Below are 18,832 nucleotides of genomic sequence, written 5' to 3'. Positions count from 1 at the left end.
CCGGGCGCCACGGAGCCGCCCCGGGGCGGGGATCAGGCGTCGCCGTTGTCCCCGAAGTGGTCCCACCCGGCGCGCGCCCAGGGCGCCCCGTCGACCGTCACCTGCGGCAGCGCGGAGGGGTGCAGAACCTCGCCGATGACCTTCCAGCGGGCGGGCAGCTTCACGTCGGGCGGGAACGTCGCGACGATCGCGTGGTCCTCGCCGCCGTTGAGCACCCACTGCATGGGGTCGACGCCGACGGCGGTGCCGATGTCGGACATCTGCGTCGGGATGTCGATCTTGGTGGAGGCGAGGTCGATGCGGACGTTGCTGGCCTCCGCGATGTGCCCGAGGTCGGCGACGAGGCCGTCGCTGACGTCCGTCATGGCGGTGGCGCCCAGTCCGGCCGCCGCCGGGCCCGCGTGGTACGGCGGTTCGGGCCGCCGGTGCGCCTCGACGAAGGCGCGCGGCGAGCGGAACCCGCGGGTCAGCACGGCGTGCCCGGCGGCCGACCAGCCCAGCCAGCCGGTCACCGCGACGACGTCGCCGGGCTGCGCGCCGGCGCGGGTCACCGGCTCGGCGTTGCGCAGATCGCCGAGGGCGGTGATGGCGACGGTGATGGTGTCGCCGCGCACGACGTCCCCGCCGACCACCGCGGCGCCGGCCACCTGGCATTCGTCGCGCAACCCGTCCATCAGCTCGGTCGGCCAGGTGGCGGGGAGCTGCGCGGGCACGACGAGGCCGAGGAGGATGGCGGTGGGCACGGCGCCCATGGCGGCGATGTCGGCGAGGTTCTGGGCCGCGGCCTTCCGCCCCACGTCGTACGCGGTGGACCAGTCGCGGCGGAAGTGCCGGCCCTCCAGGAGGACGTCGGTGCTGGCGACGACCCTCCGGTCCGGCGCGGTGACCACCGCGGCGTCGTCACCCGGACCGATTCGTACCGCCGGGGTGGGGGTGATGCGGGAGGTCAGCTCCCGGATCAACCCGAATTCCCCCAGCTCGCCCACGGTGCCCTTCATGCTGTCGCCCTTCTCCTGCGTACGGCCGGTCCGTACTCCGCTGGCCTGGGCGCCGCACCGGCCGGCGTCACCGCGCGGATCTCCCCGCTCCGCTCGGTGACGCGGTACCGTGGCGTCCCTTCTTCCCCCATGATCCTCGAAGCCGCCCTGGAGGTCCCGTGGTACAGGCGTACATCCTGATCCAGACCGAGGTCGGCCGGGCCTCGGCGGTGGCGGAGGTGATCGCGCAGATCCCCGGCGTGGTGACGGCCGAGGACGTGACCGGCCCCTACGACGTCGTGGTGCGCGCGCAGGCGGACACCGTCGACGAGCTGGGCCGGCTGGTCGTCGCCAAAGTGCAGCGGGTGGAGGGGATCACCCGCACCCTGACCTGTCCGGTCGTCCATATCTAGCTCCCCGTATGCTCGGCCGGGTGATCTCGTCTCGTCGCTGGTTTACGGTCCTGCCGTCGCTCGCCGTGCTGTGCTGCACGGCGGGCTGTTCCGCCGCGGACGAGGTCACGCCACCCGCGCCCGAGGGCGCGTCGGCCCGGCACTGCCGGGCCCTCCACAAGGAGCTGCCGGACACCGTCGACGGGCTGGCGCGCAGGAGCACCGAGCCCGCATCGGATTTCACGGCCGCCTGGGGCGACCCCGCCGTGCAGCTGCGCTGCGGAGTACCCAAGCCGGGCGTGTTGACGTCCGGGAGTGAACATTACAACCCCGCCGCCGACGCGGTGGACGTCAACGGCGTCTCGTGGTTCCTGGAGAAGCACGACGACGGCTACCGCTTCACGACGGTGCTGCGCAAGACCTACGTGGAGGTGACGGTGCCGGCCAAGTACGCCCCCGAGGTCAATGCGCTCACAGATCTCGCCGCCGCGGTGAAGAAGACCGTGCCCGAGGGCGTCTGAGCCGGACCCGCGGCGGGCGGGCCCGGTCCCGGACGGGTCAGCGCAGACCGGTCGAGCGGGTCAGCGCCGCCTGCAGGAGCCGGTCGATCAGCTCCGGGTAGCTCACGCCGCTTTCCTGCCACATCCGCGGGTACATCGAGATGGGCGTGAAGCCGGGGAGCGTGTTGATCTCGTTGATCACGAACTCGCCGTTCTCCTGGAGGAAGAAGTCCGCCCGGACCAGCCCCTCGCAGGACGCCGCCTCGAACGCCGTGACGGCCAGTTCCTGGACGCGGACGGTCTCCTCGGCGGTGAGCGGCGCGGGCACCAGACCCGCCGCCGAGTCGATGTACTTCGCCTCGAAGTCGTAGAAGTCGTGGGCGGTGACCGGCGGGATCTCCGCCGGGACGCTGGCGCGCGGGCCGTCCTCGAACTCCAGGACGCCGCACTCGATCTCGCGGCCGCGCAGCAGCGACTCGACGATGACCTTCGGGTCGTGGCGCCGCGCCTCCTCGATCGCCTCGTCCAGCCCGTCGGCGGAGTCGACCTTGGTGATGCCCATGGACGAACCGGCGCGGGCGGGCTTCACGAAGAGCGGCCAGCCGTGCTCGGCGGCGAAGTCCACGATCTTCTTGCGGGCGGCCTCGGGGCTGCGCTCCCACTCCCTGGGCCGGATGACCTCGTACGGGCCGACGGGCAGCCCGAAGGAGGTGAACACCCGCTTCATGTAGTCCTTGTCCTGGCCGACGGCGGAGGCGAGGACGCCGCAGCCGACGTAGGGGACGCCGGAGAGTTCCAGCAGGCCCTGGAGGGTGCCGTCCTCGCCGTAGGGGCCGTGCAGCACGGGGAAGACGACGTCGACCTCGCCCAGCGCCTTGGGGACGGAGCCCGGTTCGCTGTAGACCACCTCGCGGTTGGTCGGGTCGACCGGCAGGACGACGGCGCCCTCGTCGGACTCGGCCAGCTCGGCGACGCTCGGCAGCTTGCGGTCGGCGATGGCCATCCGCTCCGGGGCGTCGGCGGTCAGGGCCCAGCGGCCGTCGGTGGTGATCCCGATCGGCAGCACGTCGTACTTCTCGCGGTCGATGGCGCGCAGGACGGCTCCCGCGGTGACCACGGAGATGGCGTGCTCGGAGCTGCGGCCACCGAACACGACGGCGACACGGGGCTTGTGGGGAGGGGTCTGGCTGCTCATATCGGCTTGAGGGTACCTGCTGGTGGATACGGACTCGGCGCGGCGGCGGCCGTGCGCGGCGCCGTGTCCGCGCGCCGCACGGGGCGGGCCGGGCGCCGCGCGCGGGCCGTCAGTGCCGTTCGGACTTGGCGCTGCGCGACATCAGGTCCTTGAGGGCGACCATCGGCTGCTTGCCCTCGTGGACGATCTCGAAGACCGTCTCGGTGATCGGCATGTCGACGCCGTGGCGGCGGGCCAGATCCCGTACGGATTCACAGGACTTGACGCCCTCGGCGGTCTGCTTGGTCACCGCGATGGTCTCGGCCAGGCTCATGCCGCGGCCGAGGTTGGTGCCGAAGGTGTTGTTGCGCGAGAGCGGCGAGGAGCAGGTGGCGACGAGGTCGCCCATGCCGGCCAGGCCCGCGAAGGTGTGCGCGTCGGCGCCCATGGCCAGGCCCAGCCGGGTGGTCTCGGCGAGGCCGCGGGTGATCAGCGACGCCTTGGCGTTGTCGCCCAGGCCCATGCCGCCCGCGATGCCGACGGCGAGCGCGATGACGTTCTTGACGGCGCCGCCCAGCTCGCAGCCGACGACGTCGGTGTTGGTGTACGGGCGGAAGTACGGGGTGTGGCAGGCGGTCTGCAGCCGGCGGGCGACGGACTCGTCAGCGCAGGCGACGACCGCGGCGGCGGGCTGCCGGGCGGCGATCTCCTTGGCGAGGTTGGGGCCGGTGAGGACCGCGACGCGCTCGGCGGGGACCTCGGCGACCTCCTCGATCACCTCGCTCATCCGCTTGGCCGTGCCCAGTTCGACGCCCTTCATCAAGGAGACCAGGACGGTGTCGGCGGGCAGCAGCGGCGCCCAGGCGGCGAGGTTGTCGCGCAGCGTCTGCGAGGGCACGGCGAGGACGGTGAAGTCGGCGCCCGCGGCGGCCTCGGCGGGGTCGGTGGTGGCCCGCACGGACGCGGGCAGTTCGGCCCCCGGCAGGTATTCGGGGTTGGCCCGCTCCTTGTTGATCACGTCGGTGACCTCGGCCCGGCGGCCCCAGAGGGTCACCTCGCAGCCCGCGTCGCCGAGGATCATCGCGAATGCGGTGCCCCAGGACCCCGTGCCGTAGACGGCGCAGCGCGTCACTTGCCTTCATCCTCCTGTGCCTGCTGGGTGCTTCCGACCGGCTCGGCGGCGGCCGCCGCCCGGGCCGCCTCGCGGGCCGCGCGCCGCTCGCGGGCGAGCGCCCGCCGCGGGTCGAACGGCTCGGCGGGCGGGGTCTCGCCCCGAACGTCCGCCAGCTGCGCGGTGATCGCGGCCATGATCGTCTCGGTGACCTCGCGCAGCACCTCGGCGGTGGGCTCCTTGCCGTAGTAGGCGCTGAGGTCGACCGGCGGGCCGGCCTGCACCCGCAGTGTCTTGCGCGGCAGCAGCCGGACCTTCTTCTCCTTGGCGTACGGCGGCATCGCCTCGTTGGCGCCCCACTGCGCGACGGGGATGACCGGCGCCTTGGTGAGCAGGGCGACCCGCGCGGCGCCGGTCTTGCCCTGCATCGGCCACATCTCGGGGTCGCGGGTGAGCGTCGCCTCGGGATAGAAGGCGACGCATTCGCCCTTCTCGATGGCGTTGACGGCGGCGCGGAAGGCGTTGGCGGCGTCGGTGGTTTCCCGGTAGACGGGGATCTGGCCCGTACCGCGCATCATCACGCCGACAAAGCCGCTGCGAAAGAGCCCGGACTTGGCGAGGAATCGGGGAACCCGTCCGGTGTTGTACTGATAGTGCGCGTACGACAGCGGATCGAGATACGAGTTGTGGTTGACGGCGGTGATAAATCCGCCGTCGGCCGGAATGTGTTCCATTCCTCGCCAGTCCCGCTTGAACAGAACCAGGAGCGGCGGTTTGCAGATGACCGCGGCCAGGCGGTACCAGAAGCCGATTCTGCGGCGGGACACGTGGACACCCTCCTTGTGGGGACCTGCTGAGCTGCTGCGAGCCGGCAGCCGCACAAGTGTCGCCCCAGGTACCCGCTATGTCGAGAACACCGTAACCCCGCGGTCCCCGGCCAGCTGCGGCAGCAGGGAAAATCGAATCCTATGCGAGGAGACGGAGTGGATGTGGGCTGGAGCCTGGTCGTACCGCTGAAGCCGCTGGTGCGGGCCAAGAGCAGGCTTTCCCCGGCGGTCGGTGAGGAGTTCCGTCCGCGGCTGGCACTCGCTTTCGCCCTGGACACCGTCGGCGCCGCACTGGCCTGCGGTGATGTCGCGGATGTGGCGGTTGTCACGGACGATCCGGCAGCCGCTGGGCCGCTTTCGGCGCTCGGCGCGCGGATTGTCCCCGACACCCCGGGGCGCGGTCTCAACGCGGCGCTGGCCCACGGCGCGGCGCTCGTCCGGGCGCGTCGCCCGGGCGCGTCGGTCGCCGCGCTCAACGCCGATCTGCCGGCCCTGCGCCCCGCCGAACTGGAAGCCGTACTGCAAAGCGCCGCACAATTTCCGCGGGCTTTTCTCGCCGACGCGGCGGATATCGGAACAACCCTTCTCACCGCGCGTTCCGGTACGGAATTGGCACCGGCATTCGGCGGCCCTTCCCGGGAGCGGCACCGCGCATCGGGGGCGCGGGAGATCACCGTACGGGCGGATTCGGTGCGCCGGGACGTGGACACCGGTGAGGATCTGCGCCGGGCGCTGGCGCTCGGGGTGGGCGCGCACACGGCGCGGGTGGCCGCGGCGGCCCGGGCGGCGGGCGCCGCGGGCGTTTGCGGAGGTCAGGGCGGCTCGTCAGGCCCGGACGGCTCAGAGGGTCTGGAGCGTGACGAGCGTGATGCGGCGGGCGTCTCCCTCGCCGGTGGTCTCGATCCGCACCCGCTGGCCGGGGCGCAGCAGGCGCAGGCCCCCCGCGTCGAAGGCGGCGGCGTCGAAGGGCACGGGGGTGCCGTCGTCCAGCAGCACGCTGCCGGAGCGGGTGTCCGAGTCGTAGGTGTACGCGGTGGCCTGCATGGTGCAGAGCCTAAAGGAGCCGGTCGGCCCCGGTGAACGCGCGGTCGCCACGCACCGCGGGCCGGGCTCCCCGGAGGGAGACCGGCCCGGCGCGAAGCGTCACCGCCTGGGGAATTGTTCCCCCGGTCGTTACCGCTTGCGGGCGGTGGTCTTCTTCGCGGCGGTCTTGCGTGCCGTGGTCTTCTTCGCGGGAGCCTTCTTCGCGGTGGCCTTCTTCGCGGGCGCCGTCTTCTTCGCCGTGGTCTTCTTGGCGGCGGTGGCGGTCTTCTTCGCCGGGGCGGCCTTCTTCGCGGTGGTCTTCTTCGCCGCCGTGGTCTTCTTGGCGGCGGCCGTGGTCTTCTTCGCCGGCGTCGCCTTCTTGGCGGTGGTCTTCTTCGCGGCGGTCGTCTTCTTCGCCGCTGCGGTGGTCTTCTTCGCCGTGGCCTTCTTGGCGGTGGTGGCCTTCTTGGCGGCCGCCTTCTTCACGGTCGTACGCGTGGAAGCGCCGCCCGAGAGGCTGCCCTTGGGGGCCTTCTTGACGGCCACGTCGTTCTTGGGGAGCTTCTTGGAACCGCTCACCAGGTCCTTGAATCCCTGACCCGCGCGGAAACGCGGCACCGAGGTCTTCTTGACCCGCACGCGCTCGCCGGTCTGCGGGTTCCGCGCGTAGCGGGCCGGGCGGTCGACCTTCTCGAACGACCCGAATCCGGTGACCGAAACGCGGTCGCCGGCGACAACTGCACGGACGATTGCGTCCAGTACGGCGTCCACCGCGTCCGCGGCGTTCTGACGGCCGCCGAGCTTGTCGGCAATGGCTTCTACGAGCTGCGCCTTGTTCACGTCTTCCCCTTCGGAGACATTGCTGGAACGATAGATTCCAAGCTTTTTCGCACGTTAGGCAGATATATACCGCAAATCAAACACGAAACGGGCTAATCACCCTTGTGCCGCAACGCACTCGACCTCACGCACTTCCGTCGGTGTGCACGTCTTCGGGATAACGACCTTCGTCGAGGTCGGCCATGAACCACTCCAGACGCCTTGCCGCGTTCGCAAGATCGTGTTGTGCCGCGGCCGTGATGACGAGCAGCTTCCGGGTCAGCGCCATCCGTACGCCCTCCGGGACTTGCAGTGTCCGCACCCTTGCGTGTGCGTCCTTGAGTTGGTCGGCGACGTAACCGTAGAGCTGGAGTTGGCCGTCGCGTTCCATGCGCTAATTGTGCCATCTGCGGCGAGTTGTCGCTTCACGGGGCCTCAACAGGCGTCTGAACACGCCGATGCGCCCCCTGCCAACTGCACAGGGGGCGCATCGTACGCAATATGTCTTTGAGCCAAAAGCCCGAGGTCAGGCCACCAAGGTCCGCGGCTTGAACGAGGGCCTGTTCGCCTCGTACGCGGCGATGGCCGGCTCCTCCCGGAGAGTGAGGCTGATGTCGTCCAGCCCCTCCAGCAGCCGCCACCGCGCATTCTCGTCCAGCACGAAGTCGGCCTCCACGCCCGGGGCGAGCACCTTGCGCGCGACCAGGTCGACGGTCACCTCGGCGGCGGGGTCCTCCTCGGCCAGCTGCTGCAGCCGCTCGACGGTCTCCTGCGGCAGGACCACCGTCAGCAGGCCGTTCTTGAGGGAGTTGCCACGGAAGATGTCCGCGAAGCGCGAGGAGATGACGGCCTTGAAGCCGTAGTTCTGCAGCGCCCAGACGGCGTGCTCACGGGAGGAGCCGGTGCCGAAGTCCGGGCCCGCGACCAGCACCGTGGCGCCCCGGTGCGCCTCCTGGTTGAGGACGAACCGCGGGTCCTTGCGCCAAGCCTCGAAGAGCCCGTCCTCGAAGCCGTCGCGGGTGACCTTCTTCAGCCAGTGGGCCGGGATGATCTGGTCGGTGTCCACGTTGCTGCGGCGCAGCGGCACGGCCCGGCCGGTGTGGGTGGTGAAAGCTTCCATGGTTCCTCAGACTCCCGCGGGCGTACGAACGTCGGACAGGTCGGCGGGCGAGGCCAGGTGCCCGAGCACCGCGGTGGCGGCGGCGACCTGCGGCGAGACCAGGTGGGTGCGGCCGCCCTTGCCCTGCCGCCCCTCGAAGTTGCGGTTGGAGGTGGACGCGGAGCGCTCGCCCGGCGCCAGCTGGTCGGGGTTCATGCCCAGGCACATCGAGCAACCGGCGTGCCGCCATTCGGCCCCCGCCGCGGTGAAGACCTTGTCCAGGCCCTCCTCGACCGCCTGGAGGGCGACCCGCACCGAGCCGGGCACGACCAGCATCCGCACGCCGTCGGCGACCGAACGCCCCTCCAGAACGGCGGCGGCGGAGCGCAGGTCCTCGATCCGGCCGTTGGTGCAGGAACCTACGAAGACGGTGTCCACACCGATCTCGCGCAGCGGCTGACCGGCCGTCAACCCCATGTATTCCAGGGCCTTTTCGGCGGCGAGCCGCTCCGAGGCGTCCTCGTACGAAGCGGGGTCGGGGACGCTCGCGGTCAGCGGCGCGCCCTGGCCCGGGTTGGTGCCCCAGGTGACGAACGGCGCCAGCTCGGCGGCGTCGATGACGACCTCCGCGTCGAAGACCGCGTCGTCGTCGGTGCGCAGCGTGCGCCAGTAGGCGACGGCGTCGTCCCAGTCGGCGCCCTCGGGGGCGTGGGCCCGCCCGCGCAGGTAGGCGAAGGTGGTGTCGTCCGGGGCGATCATCCCGGCCCGGGCGCCCGCCTCGATCGACATGTTGCAGACGGTCATCCGGGCTTCCATCGACAGCTTCTCGATGGCGGAGCCGCGGTACTCCAGGACGTAGCCCTGGCCGCCGCCGGTGCCGATCTTCGCGATGATCGCCAGGATCAGATCCTTGGCGGTGACGCCCTCGGGCAGCTCGCCCTCGACGGTGATCGCCATGGTCTTGAAGGGGGCCAGCGGCAGCGTCTGGGTGGCGAGGACGTGCTCGACCTGGCTGGTGCCGATGCCGAACGCCAGCGCGCCGAACGCGCCGTGCGTGGAGGTGTGGCTGTCACCGCAGACCACGGTGGTGCCGGGCTGCGTCAGTCCCAACTGCGGTCCCACCACGTGGACAACGCCCTGCTCGACGTCGCCCAGCGGGTGCAGCCGCACACCGAACTCCGCGCAGTTCTTGCGCAGCGTCTCCAGCTGGGTGCGCGAGACCGGGTCGGCGATCGGCTTGTCGATGTCGAGGGTGGGGGTGTTGTGGTCCTCGGTGGCGATGGTCAGGTCCGTACGGCGCACCTGCCGTCCGGCCTTGCGGAGGCCGTCGAACGCCTGCGGGCTGGTGACCTCGTGCAGCAGGTGGAGATCGATGAAGAGGAGGTCGGGCTCGCCTTCCGCGCGCCGGACGACGTGGTCGTCCCAGACCTTCTCCGCGAGTGTCCGTCCCATCGCTTTCCCTCCGGCCGGCCGCATCGCCGGCCCAACTCGTACTGTGCGCACGGTCCCCGCATCCCCGTGCCGGGCCTTGCACCGGGCCCTGGTCGAGGGCCGTGGCTACAGAGTGACGACTTCCACGGAAAATTGAACTTGCGTTTCACACTGTGAGACGCAAGTATCGTTGCATGGACAACTCTAGCGGCGTCGGCGTTCTCGACAAGGCGGCTCTCGTATTGAGCGCTCTGGAGTCCGGTCCGGCCACCCTCGCCGGGCTGGTCGCGGCGACCGGGCTCGCACGGCCCACGGCCCATCGGCTGGCCGTGGCCCTGGAACACCACCGGATGGTGGCGAGGGACATGCAGGGCCGGTTCATCCTCGGCCCCCGGCTCTCCGAGCTGGCCGCCGCGGCCGGCGAGGACCGCCTGCTGGCGACGGCCGGACCGGTGCTCACGCATCTGCGCGACGTGACGGGCGAGAGCGCCCAGCTCTACCGTCGCCAGGGCGACATGCGGATCTGTGTGGCGGCGGCGGAACGCCTGTCCGGACTGCGGGACACCGTCCCGGTCGGCTCCACGCTCCCGATGAAGGCCGGTTCCGCGGCGCAGATCCTCATGGCCTGGGAGGAGCCCGAGCGGCTCCACCGCGGTCTGCAGGGCGCCCGCTTCACCGCCACCGCCCTCTCCGGTGTCCGCCGCCGCGGCTGGGCCCAGTCGATCGGCGAGCGGGAGCCGGGCGTGGCCTCCGTCTCGGCGCCGGTCCGCGGCCCCTCGAACCGCGTGGTCGCCGCCGTCTCCGTCTCCGGCCCGATCGAGCGGCTGACCCGCCACCCGGGCCGGATGCACGCCCAGGCCGTCATCGACGCCGCCGCCCGCCTCTCCGAGGGCCTGCGCCGCACCGGCTGAGAGATCTCCCACTCCTCACGGGCCGTGGCCCGGGGATCCGCCCCACACCGGGGCACCCCGGACCACGGCCCGCCTGCTGCCCGCGACGCGCCGGGCCGGACGCCCGACCGCTCCGGGGCCCGCACCCCACCGCGCGGCAACCGCACGCCGCACGCCGCACCGAGGCGGTACGTCGGCACGTCCCCGCAGATCGCCTCGTAGCCCCGGCCGGCAGCACGCAGGCCGATGAGAAAGATCACGACGTCCCCGCCCGCCGGAGCCGGACCGGCCGGCGTCCGTCGCCGAACTCATGCCGTACGCACGGCAGATGGCGCGCGGCCGGCCCCCGCTCCGACGTCCCGGAGACGCCGCCGGACGACACGGAGCGGGCGGAGGCAGAGGCGGCCTCCTCGATCCCGCAGGCACCGGCGAAGCGCCGGTTGGCCCAGGAGGAGGAGTCGGCCCGCTCCTGAGGCCCGTAAGGGGGAATCCGTACGGGCCACCCGCAGGGATTGCGCTCCGGAGTTCCGGAATTCCGGACACGACAAAGGCCCCTGCCGAAGCAAGGGCCTTTATCTCTTTGCGTACCCCCGACCGGATTCGAACCGGCGCTACCGCCTTGAGAGGGCGGCGTGCTAGGCCGCTACACAACGGGGGCTTGCTTTTTGCAGTGGAATCGCATTTCGCGAATTCTCTGCGCTGGGCTACCAGGACTCGAACCTAGACTAAATGAACCAGAATCACTCGTGCTGCCAATTACACCATAGCCCATGGTGGTTTAGACCAGTACCCCCGACCGGATTCGAACCGGCGCTACCGCCTTGAGAGGGCGGCGTGCTAGGCCGCTACACAACGGGGGCCCTAGCGATCCTCACATCGGCACATCCGGGAGCGACCCGAAGGTGACGGAAAGAAAGGATCTGTACCCCCGACCGGATTCGAACCGGCGCTACCGCCTTGAGAGGGCGGCGTGCTAGGCCGCTACACAACGGGGGCCTGATACTGCACTCAAGAGACCATGGAATTCTCGAAGAGAAAGATCTCTTGCTGGGCTACCAGGACTCGAACCTAGACTAACTGAACCAGAATCAGTCGTGCTGCCAATTACACCATAGCCCACCAAAACGCAACCCCCAGAGGGGATTTTGTTCGGTTTGCGCTTTCCGGCCGGGCCTCTCGGCCCTCCCGGGCGGCGCAGAAAGAACATTACCCGAAGGTGGACGGGGCTCCAAAACCGATAGGCCGCGGAGCAGGGCGGGAGGCGCCGTACGGCCCGGTCGGGCGCCGCACGGCGGTGGTCACGGCCGCCGTGCGGCGCGTTCGTACGGGCGGCCCCGACCGCCGCGGGAGGACGGCACCGGAGCCGCTTCCCCGCCCTGTCAAGACCCGCAGGGCAGGGACGGGCGGGATTCGGGCCGTACGCGGCTCAGAGCCCCGCTGAGCGCCTTCCCGGCCGCCCGCACGCGGGGAGAGCGCCCCGCATACGCGAAGGGCCCGGAAGCCGTGCCGGCTTCCGGGCCCTTCGGGGCTCGTACGGGGTCAGGCGGCGAGCTTGGCCAGGGCCGCGTCGATGCGGGCCAGGGTGCGCTCCTTGCCCAGGATCTCCAGGGACTCGAAGAGCGGCAGGCCGACGGTGCGGCCGGTGACCGCGACGCGGACCGGCGCCTGGGCCTTGCCGAGCTTGAGGCCGTGCTCCTCACCGGCGGCGAGGACCGCGTTCTTCAGCGACTCGGGGCTGGACCAGTCGGCGTCCAGCAGCTTGGCGCGGGCCGTGGTGAGCAGCGCGACCGGGTCGCCCTTCATCGCCTTCGTCCAGGACGCCTCGTCCTCGACCGGCTCCTTGCGGAACAGGAAGTCGACGTTGGCGGTGATGTCCGACAGGACCGTCAACCGGGTCTGGGCGTGCGGGGCGATGGCCTCCCAGGCCGCCCGGTCGAAGTCCTCGGGCGCCCAGGTGGCGTGCGGGGCCGTCAGCCAGGGCTCACAGGCGGCGATGAAGGACGGGAGGTCCAGCTGCCGGATGTGGTCGGCGTTGATCGCCTCGGCCTTCTTGAGGTCGAAGCGGGCCGGGTTGGCGTTGACGTCCGCGATGTCGAACTTCTCGACCAGCTCGGCGACGGAGAAGATGTCGCGGTCGGCCGAGAACGACCAGCCGAGCAGCGCGAGGTAGTTGAGCAGGCCCTCGGGGAGGAAGCCGCGCTCGCGGTAGAGGTTGAGGGACGCCTGCGGGTCGCGCTTGGAGAGCTTCTTGTTGCCCTCGCCCATGACGTACGGCAGGTGGCCGAAGGCCGGGATGTACTTGGCGTAGCCCAGCTCGATGAGCGCCTTGTAGAGGGCGATCTGGCGGGGGGTGGAGGAGAGCAGGTCCTCGCCGCGCAGGACGTGGGTGATGTCCATCAGCGCGTCGTCGACGGGGTTGACGAGCGTGTAGAGGGGCGCGCCGTTGGCCCGGACGATGCCGTAGTCCGGGACGTTGTCCGGGGTGAAGGTCAGCTCGCCGCGGACCAGGTCGGTGAAGGTGATCGGCTCGTCGGGCATCCGGAAGCGGATGATCGACGAACGGCCCTCGGCCTCGTAGGCGGCCTTCTGCTCCTCGGTCAGCGAGCGGCAGGTGCCGTCGTAGCCGGAGGGCTTGCCGGCCTTGCGGGCGGCCTCGCGGCGGGCGTCCAGCTCCTCGGTGGTGCAGTAGCAGGGGTAGGCGTAGCCGCCGGCGAGCAGCTTGTCGGCGACCTCCTTGTAGAGGTCCATGCGCTGCGACTGGCGGTAGGGCGCGTGCGGGCCGCCGATCTCGGGGCCCTCGTCCCAGTCGAAGCCCAGCCACTTCATGGAGTCCAGCAGCTGGTTGTAGGACTCCTCGGAGTCGCGGGCCGCGTCGGTGTCCTCGATGCGGAAGACCAGGGTGCCCTGGTGGTGGCGCGCGAACGCCCAGTTGAACAGGGCGGTGCGGACCAGACCCACGTGGGGGTTGCCGGTCGGGGAGGGACAGAAACGGACGCGGACGGGGGTCGCGTTAGCCACGCTTGATCACCTTGTTGGTGAGAGTGCCGATGCCTTCGATGGTGACGGCGACCTCGTCGCCGACGGTGAGCGGGCCGACCCCGGCCGGGGTGCCCGTGAGGACGACGTCGCCGGGGAGCAGCGTCATCGCCTCGGTGATGTGGACGATCAGGTCCTCGACGGAGCGGACCATCTCGCTCGTCCGGCCCAGCTGACGCTGTTCGCCGTTGACGGTGCACTGGATGGTCAGATCGGAGGGGTCCAGCTCGGTCTCGACCCAGGGGCCGAGCGGGCAGGAGGTGTCGAAGCCCTTGGCGCGCGCCCACTGCTTCTCGCGGCGCTGGACGTCACGCGCGGTGACGTCGTTGGCGCAGGTGTAGCCGAGGATGACGTCCTTGACCCGCTCGCGGGGCACCTCGCGGCACATCCGGCCGATGACGACGGCCAGCTCCGCTTCGTGGTGCACCTCCTCGGAGAAGGAGGGGTACGCGATGGGGTCACCGGGGCCGACCACGGAGGTGGAGGGCTTGAAGAAGGTGAACGGGGCGTCGGGGACGTCGTGACCCAGCTCGGCGGCGTGGGCGGCGTAGTTGCGGCCGACCGCGACCACCTTGTTGGGCAGCACCGGCGGCAGCAGACGGACCTTGTCCAGGGGGACCTTCTGGCCGGAGCGCTCGAACTCCGCGAAGGGGTGTCCCTTGATGACGTCGATCTCGTCGCCCTCTAGGACGCCGAAGCCGACGTTGCCGTCGATGGAGAATCTGGCGATGCGCACGGGTGCCGCTGCCCCTCATTGATCACTGGCCGGAGTGGACACTCCAGGCTAACGCGGGGGCGCGGCTCACCCGCTGCGGAATTACGCCGCGGTGTCCTGGCCGGGGGCGTCCATCAGGACGGTACGGCGCGGGTTGGCGGTCTGCGTGGGCAGCTCGACGGCGTGCTCCGGGGCCGGGGTGGCGGTCAGTTCGTCGGCGTCCTTGAGGTGCGCCAGCGTGGTGCGCCGCGGGTTGGCTATGTTGCGGAACATCATCGTGGTCTTCACTGCTTCACGCCTCGCGTAGATCGGGATGCATCGGAAGGGACGGCCGGCCCGGAGGGCGGTGCGGACCGGCCCGTGGTGTCCGCGGAGCGGGGAACGGGGAGGTCGCGCCGGGTGTCCTTGTCGCGCCGGCTGCCTGTGTAAAGCATCAGACTAAGCGGGCCATTCCCTGCGATGCGGGGGGAAAGTCGCCGGCCTACCTGTGAGTTTCCTCACTGAGTACGTGACAAATGCCGCAATTCCCATGATCAACATCGAGGGATGAACGGGACATCGATCATCAGAAGGCTCCATTTCGCCGCCGATCACCGCACCTGGGACAACGGAACGGGCGGAGCGATTCGAGGCCAAAAGTCCGTTATCGACCATGGATCCCTCTACGTGTCGTGACACGGTCCGCACCGTGTGTCACCCATGTCGCACCGTGCGGTTCCGCTCTTGTTGGAGATCCGGCACTGTGCTGGAATTCCACGGACCGCCGCATGTATCAACCGGCGCGCAGGGCGCGATGTGGCGCAGCGCGGTGGAGTTGCTCTCTCGGCCAGAGGGGGAAGCCCGCCGGTCAATTCACGACCGCACGGGGGACTTGCGGTCCCCCACGACTCGACACCGTCCCGCCGCTCGCGCGGGGGGACGCCTGGTCCAGAGGTTGCGACGCTAGTGCAGGGACGTTTCAAGAGGGATGGCACGGAGCCTTCCCAGGCCCGCCAGGGCCGGGAAGCTGCGGCGGAGCCGGAGCCGCGCGGCGGGACCGACCGCGCCTCCTCTCCCCAGCGTGCCCAGGGGGGCGGTCCGGCGAACACCCCGGCACCGTCCGACCGGAGCGACCGGAGCGGCGGCGACGCCGACCGGGGAACGGCCAAGGAGTCGGGTCCGGGCGGTCCCGGCCCCCGGGTCGCCTTGCGCAACTGGCGCATCAGCACCCGCCTGATCTCCCTGCTCGCGCTGCCCGTGGTCGCCGCGACCTCGCTGGGCGCCATCCGTATCCAGGACTCGATGGAGAACATCGAGCAGCTGGACAAGATGAAGATGCTCACCGACATGACGCGGCAGGCCACCGAGCTGGCCGACGCGCTCCAGGTCGAGCGGGACAAGTCGGCGGGGCCGCTGGCCGGTTCGGGCAACGTCAAGGACGACGCCAACGTCGTCGCGCCGCGGGAGGCCACCGACCGCGCCCGGATCGCGTTCAACCAGGGCACCGGCGACATCCAGGGCGTCGACACCACGATGACCGGTGTGCGGGCGACCGTCCTGGAGATCGGCCGCCAGCTCAACACCCTCAACGAGATCCGCAGCAACGCGTACAAGGACGACGGCAACGCCGCGCGCACCATCAGCAACTACAACCAGCTGATCGACTCGCTGCTCTCCCTCTCCCAGGACATGGCGCAGGCCACCAGCAACCCGGAGATGATCCGGGCCACCCGTGCGCTGGCGGCGTTCTCCTCGGCCAAGGAGTACGCGTCGATGCAGCGTGCCCTGGTCAGCGCCGGTCTCGCCCAGAAGAGCGGCCCCCAGCTCTCCGCCAACGACCGGCTCGCCGGACGTACCGCCGAGGACGACGAGAAGGCGGCCCGCGACCGCTTCTCCCAGATCTACGCGGGCAGCGCCGGCACCCTCACCCGCGGTCTGGACGGCAACAACGACGAGATCAAGGCGGCGGTCGCCTTCGCGCACCGCGCCTTCGCCAGCAGCAGCGGCATCCGCAGCCAGGAGTACAAGTACCTCGACTGGTACGACTCCGACACCGTCAAGATCGAAGAGATGTCTCGCATCGAGACCTCGCTGCTGACGGAGATGGAGCAGAAGTCCCGCGAGCTGCGCAACGCGGCGACGCAGGAAGCGATCATCAACGGTGCGCTGATCTTCCTCGTCCTCGGTGTCTCGCTGGTCGGCGCGTTCGTCGTGGCGCGGTCCATGGTCCGCTCGCTGCGCCGGCTCCAGGACACCGCGCAGAAGGTGGCCCAGGAGCGGCTGCCGGAGCTGGTCAAGCAGCTGTCCGACACCGACCCGCAGGACGTCGACACCTCCGTCGAGTCGGTCGGTGTGCACAGCCGGGACGAGATCGGCCGGGTGGCCGCGGCCTTCGACGACGTGCACCGCGAGGCGGTCCGGCTGGCGTCCGAGCAGGCGCTGCTGCGGGGCAACGTCAACGCGATGTTCACCAACCTCTCGCGCCGCTCCCAGGGTCTGATCCAGCGTCAGCTCTCGCTCATCTCCGAGCTGGAGTCCCGCGAGGCCGACCCGGACCAGCTGTCCTCGCTCTTCAAGCTCGACCACCTCGCGACGCGTATGCGCCGTAACGGTGAGAACCTCCTCGTCCTCGCCGGTGAGGAGCCGGGCCGCCGCTGGACGCGGCCGGTCCCGCTGGTCGACGTGCTCCGCGCCGCCGCCTCCGAGGTGGAGCAGTACGAGCGCATCGAGCTGAGCTCCGTGCCGCAGACCGAGGTCGCCGGGCGCGTCGTCAACGACCTCGTCCACCTGCTCGCGGAGCTGCTGGAGAACGCCACGTCGTTCTCCTCGCCGCAGACCAAGGTGAAGGTGACCGGTCACGCGCTGCCCGACGGGCGGGTGCTGGTCGAGATCCACGACACCGGTATCGGCCTCTCCCCCGAGGACCTCTCGTCCATCAACGAGCGGCTGGCCAGCCCGCCGACCGTGGACGTCTCGGTCTCCCGCCGGATGGGTCTGTTCGTGGTCGGCCGCCTCTCGCTGCGCCACGGCATCCGCATCCAGCTGCGGCCCTCCGACTCCGGTGGCACGACCGCGCTGGTCATGCTGCCCGTCGATGTCGCGCAGGGCGGCAAGAAGCCGGCGCCGTCCACCGCGAAGGGCCATGCGCCCGAGGGCGGTACGGGGTCCGGCCACGGCTCCGGCTCCGGCGGGACGAGCCGTCTCGCGGGGCTGCAGCCGCGCGGTCAGGTCGGTTCGGGCCCCGGCGGCACCGGGCGGCCCGCGCTGCCGGGCCGCGGCGGTCCCGGCGGTCCCGGGCGCACGGCTCCCGGTGGCCCCGGCGGCTTCGGCGGTCCGGTGCCCTCCGGCGGCCCCACGGCGCAGGCGCCCGCCCCGGACGCCTCCCCTCGCGGCACCACGCGCCCGGCGAACGCCCCGGCCGACGGCGGCCGTCCCGCGCTGCCCACCCGCAACGTCCACCGCGGTGAGGCGCCCGCCGAGGCCTCCGGTGCGACGCCGGCGGTGGCGCCGCCCACCGGCGCGCCGGGCCGTGACGAGCGCCCCGAGCTGCCGACCCGCGGTCCGGCCGCGGAGCTGACCGGCTCCCCCGCCGCGGAGGCCGCACCGGCCGCCGACGCCCCGCAGCCGGGCACCAGTTGGGGTGTCCGCCGCGACCGCGGCGCCACCGACGACTGGCCGCTGGCGCCCCGCGAGCCCCAGGACACCCCGCGCGGCCACGAGGAGCCGGAGACCACCGGCACCTTCGAGCGCCCGGCACCGCCCGAGACCACGGGCACGTTCGAGCGCCCCGTGGCGCCCGGGACCACGGGCGCCTTCGAGCGTCCGACGCCGCCCGGGACGACCGGTTCGTTCGAGCGCCCGGCGCCCCCGGAGACCACGGGTTCCTTCGAGCGCCCCGTGGCGCCCGAGGCGACCGGCGGCCCCGGTGACACCACCGCCTTCGCCCGGCCCGACTTCAACGGACCGCCGCCCGGCACCCCCCGGGCCGACGCGGAGACGTCCGGCGGGACCGGTCAGTTCCCGCTGCCCGGCGGCCCCGCCGCCCCGGCTCCGGAGCACTTCGGGCAGACCGCCTCCGGGCTCCCGCTGCGGGAGGCCGGCCGGGCCGACGCCACGCGTCCGGCGCCGCAGGAGAGCGGCTCCGGGGCGGGCAGCCTCTTCGGGGCCGCCCCCGAGACGCCGCACCCCACAGGCCAGGTCCCGGCGCAGCCGTCGCCGGACGCCGCGCCCGAGCCCGCCCCGTCGTCGGACTGGCTCGGCGACCCGTCGGCCGGCGCCGGTGACGGCCGGACACCGATCTTCGACACCATCGAGTCGAGCTGGTTCCACACGCCGGAGGCGGCCGCCGCCGGTGTGGAGCCGCAGCCGCAGTCCTCCGTCACCGCCGAGGTGCCGCAGCCGCAGCAGGACCCGCGGCCCGCGGACGCCCCGGACGACACCCCTGCCGGAGGCTTCGACACCACCGGCTGGCGCAGTTCGCCGAACGACGAGACGTGGCGGCAGGCGGAGCAGATCCGTCAGCCGGCCGCGGGCGGGGTGACCACGTCGGGGCTGCCCCGCCGGGTGCCGCGCGCCAACCTCGTCGCCGGTACGGCACAGCAGCAGCCCGCCCAGAGCGGTCCGCAGGTCTCGCGCGCGCCCAGCGACGTGCGCGGCCGGCTGACCAGTCTTCGCCGGGGTATCCAGCAGGGCCGGCAGGCCGGTGGCGACACCGGGCAGCACGGCGTGGTGGACCCCACTCACCAGCAGGAGCGTTAGTTGAGTCCGATGAGCCAGGCGGCGCAGAACCTGAACTGGTTGATCACCAACTTCGTGGACAACACCCCCGGTGTGTCCCACACGGTCGTGGTCTCCGCGGA

The 18,832-nt window shown here is 71.4% G+C and carries 16 protein-coding genes, 5 tRNA genes and 2 pseudogenes; 6 read left to right on the top strand and 17 right to left on the bottom strand.

Features of this window, described 5'->3' with window-relative positions:
• Positions 1-32: 32 nt before the first annotated feature.
• Positions 33-998 (bottom strand): thiamine-phosphate kinase, encoded by a 966-nt coding sequence (locus ABT345_RS29580; protein ID WP_345080311.1) that lies wholly within the window; start codon positions 996-998, stop codon positions 33-35.
• 158 nt (positions 999-1,156) lie between these two features.
• Here ABT345_RS29580 and ABT345_RS29575 point away from each other — a divergent pair, with 158 nt between their 5' ends.
• Together ABT345_RS29575 and ABT345_RS29570 are read left to right on the top strand one after the other, a co-directional pair.
• Positions 1,157-1,390, top strand: a complete 234-nt coding sequence (locus ABT345_RS29575) for an Lrp/AsnC family transcriptional regulator (RefSeq protein ID WP_345080314.1) — start codon at positions 1,157-1,159, stop codon at positions 1,388-1,390.
• Between the two features lie 8 nt (positions 1,391-1,398).
• Positions 1,399-1,890 carry a DUF3515 domain-containing protein gene (locus ABT345_RS29570; RefSeq protein WP_345080317.1) on the top strand — a complete coding sequence of 164 codons (492 nt, stop codon included), beginning with the start codon at positions 1,399-1,401 and terminating at the stop codon, positions 1,888-1,890.
• Between the two features lie 37 nt (positions 1,891-1,927).
• Here ABT345_RS29570 and ABT345_RS29565 read toward each other — a convergent pair whose 3' ends face one another.
• The 3 genes from ABT345_RS29565 to ABT345_RS29555 all read right to left on the bottom strand — a co-directional run bounded on the left by ABT345_RS29565 (position 1,928) and on the right by ABT345_RS29555 (position 4,981).
• Positions 1,928-3,064 (bottom strand): D-alanine--D-alanine ligase family protein, encoded by a 1,137-nt coding sequence (locus tag ABT345_RS29565; protein WP_345080320.1) that lies wholly within the window; start codon positions 3,062-3,064, stop codon positions 1,928-1,930.
• 109 nt (positions 3,065-3,173) lie between these two features.
• Positions 3,174-4,175, bottom strand: coding sequence for an NAD(P)H-dependent glycerol-3-phosphate dehydrogenase (locus ABT345_RS29560; protein ID WP_345080324.1), 1,002 nt, complete (start codon positions 4,173-4,175; stop codon positions 3,174-3,176).
• Positions 4,172-4,981 carry a lysophospholipid acyltransferase family protein gene (locus tag ABT345_RS29555; RefSeq protein WP_345080327.1) on the bottom strand — a complete coding sequence of 270 codons (810 nt, stop codon included), beginning with the start codon at positions 4,979-4,981 and terminating at the stop codon, positions 4,172-4,174. Before ABT345_RS29555 ends, ABT345_RS29560 begins: the two co-directional genes overlap by 4 nt.
• A gap of 141 nt (positions 4,982-5,122) precedes the next feature.
• On the opposite strand from ABT345_RS29555, the pseudogene cofC reads away from it, so the two are divergent.
• Positions 5,123-5,827: pseudogene (cofC, locus tag ABT345_RS29550) on the top strand (2-phospho-L-lactate guanylyltransferase); the annotation flags it as partial.
• Here cofC and ABT345_RS29545 read toward each other — a convergent pair.
• The 5 genes from ABT345_RS29545 to leuC form a co-directional block, all read right to left on the bottom strand.
• Positions 5,822-6,025: a hypothetical protein gene (locus ABT345_RS29545; protein WP_345080330.1), complete on the bottom strand. Its 204-nt coding sequence runs from the start codon at positions 6,023-6,025 to the stop codon at positions 5,822-5,824. The pseudogene cofC and the gene ABT345_RS29545 sit on opposite strands and share 6 nt — an antisense overlap.
• A gap of 129 nt (positions 6,026-6,154) precedes the next feature.
• Positions 6,155-6,844 (bottom strand): HU family DNA-binding protein, encoded by a 690-nt coding sequence (locus tag ABT345_RS29540; RefSeq protein ID WP_345080332.1) that lies wholly within the window; start codon positions 6,842-6,844, stop codon positions 6,155-6,157.
• A gap of 124 nt (positions 6,845-6,968) precedes the next feature.
• Positions 6,969-7,214, bottom strand: a complete 246-nt coding sequence (locus tag ABT345_RS29535; protein WP_143940473.1) for an SCO5555 family protein — start codon at positions 7,212-7,214, stop codon at positions 6,969-6,971.
• A 135-nt stretch (positions 7,215-7,349) separates the two neighbouring features.
• Positions 7,350-7,943: a 3-isopropylmalate dehydratase small subunit gene (gene leuD / locus ABT345_RS29530; protein WP_345080341.1), complete on the bottom strand. Its 594-nt coding sequence runs from the start codon at positions 7,941-7,943 to the stop codon at positions 7,350-7,352.
• Positions 7,944-7,949: 6 nt separating this feature from the next.
• On the bottom strand, positions 7,950-9,374 hold the full coding sequence (gene leuC / locus ABT345_RS29525) for a 3-isopropylmalate dehydratase large subunit (protein ID WP_345080344.1): 1,425 nt from the start codon (positions 9,372-9,374) through the stop codon (positions 7,950-7,952).
• A gap of 173 nt (positions 9,375-9,547) precedes the next feature.
• Between leuC and ndgR the strand changes: the two genes are divergently transcribed.
• Positions 9,548-10,264, top strand: a complete 717-nt coding sequence (ndgR, locus tag ABT345_RS29520; RefSeq protein WP_026169203.1) for an IclR family transcriptional regulator NdgR — start codon at positions 9,548-9,550, stop codon at positions 10,262-10,264.
• Positions 10,265-10,828: 564 nt separating this feature from the next.
• Here ndgR and ABT345_RS29515 read toward each other — a convergent pair.
• From ABT345_RS29515 to ABT345_RS29480, 8 genes are all read right to left on the bottom strand, one after another.
• Positions 10,829-10,901 (bottom strand) — tRNA-Glu (locus ABT345_RS29515).
• A 41-nt stretch (positions 10,902-10,942) separates the two neighbouring features.
• Positions 10,943-11,014, bottom strand: a tRNA-Gln gene (locus ABT345_RS29510).
• Between the two features lie 16 nt (positions 11,015-11,030).
• A tRNA-Glu gene (locus ABT345_RS29505) sits at positions 11,031-11,103 on the bottom strand.
• A 63-nt stretch (positions 11,104-11,166) separates the two neighbouring features.
• Positions 11,167-11,239, bottom strand: a tRNA-Glu gene (locus ABT345_RS29500).
• A 51-nt stretch (positions 11,240-11,290) separates the two neighbouring features.
• Positions 11,291-11,362 (bottom strand) — tRNA-Gln (locus ABT345_RS29495).
• A gap of 420 nt (positions 11,363-11,782) precedes the next feature.
• Positions 11,783-13,261: a glutamate--tRNA ligase gene (gene gltX, locus ABT345_RS29490; RefSeq protein ID WP_345080348.1), complete on the bottom strand. Its 1,479-nt coding sequence runs from the start codon at positions 13,259-13,261 to the stop codon at positions 11,783-11,785.
• Positions 13,254-14,015, bottom strand: a complete 762-nt coding sequence (locus ABT345_RS29485; RefSeq protein WP_345080351.1) for a fumarylacetoacetate hydrolase family protein — start codon at positions 14,013-14,015, stop codon at positions 13,254-13,256. The genes gltX and ABT345_RS29485 overlap by 8 nt, the downstream gene beginning before the upstream one ends.
• 81 nt (positions 14,016-14,096) lie before the next feature.
• Complete coding sequence (locus tag ABT345_RS29480) at positions 14,097-14,282, bottom strand: hypothetical protein (protein WP_345080354.1); 186 nt, start codon at positions 14,280-14,282, stop codon at positions 14,097-14,099.
• A gap of 657 nt (positions 14,283-14,939) precedes the next feature.
• On the opposite strand from ABT345_RS29480, the gene ABT345_RS29475 reads away from it, so the two are divergent.
• Together ABT345_RS29475 and ABT345_RS29470 are read left to right on the top strand one after the other, a co-directional pair.
• Positions 14,940-18,731 (top strand): sensor histidine kinase, encoded by a 3,792-nt coding sequence (locus ABT345_RS29475; RefSeq protein WP_345080357.1) that lies wholly within the window; start codon positions 14,940-14,942, stop codon positions 18,729-18,731.
• Positions 18,732-18,740: 9 nt separating this feature from the next.
• Positions 18,741-18,832, top strand: a pseudogene (locus ABT345_RS29470) (roadblock/LC7 domain-containing protein); the annotation flags it as partial.

The organism is Streptomyces sp. NPDC000404 (assembly GCF_040300365.1).
Lineage (GTDB): Bacteria > Actinomycetota > Actinomycetes > Streptomycetales > Streptomycetaceae > Streptomyces > Streptomyces ramulosus.
The sequence above is the reverse complement of the archived record's forward strand: the minus strand, read 5'-3'. Positions and strand labels throughout refer to the sequence as shown.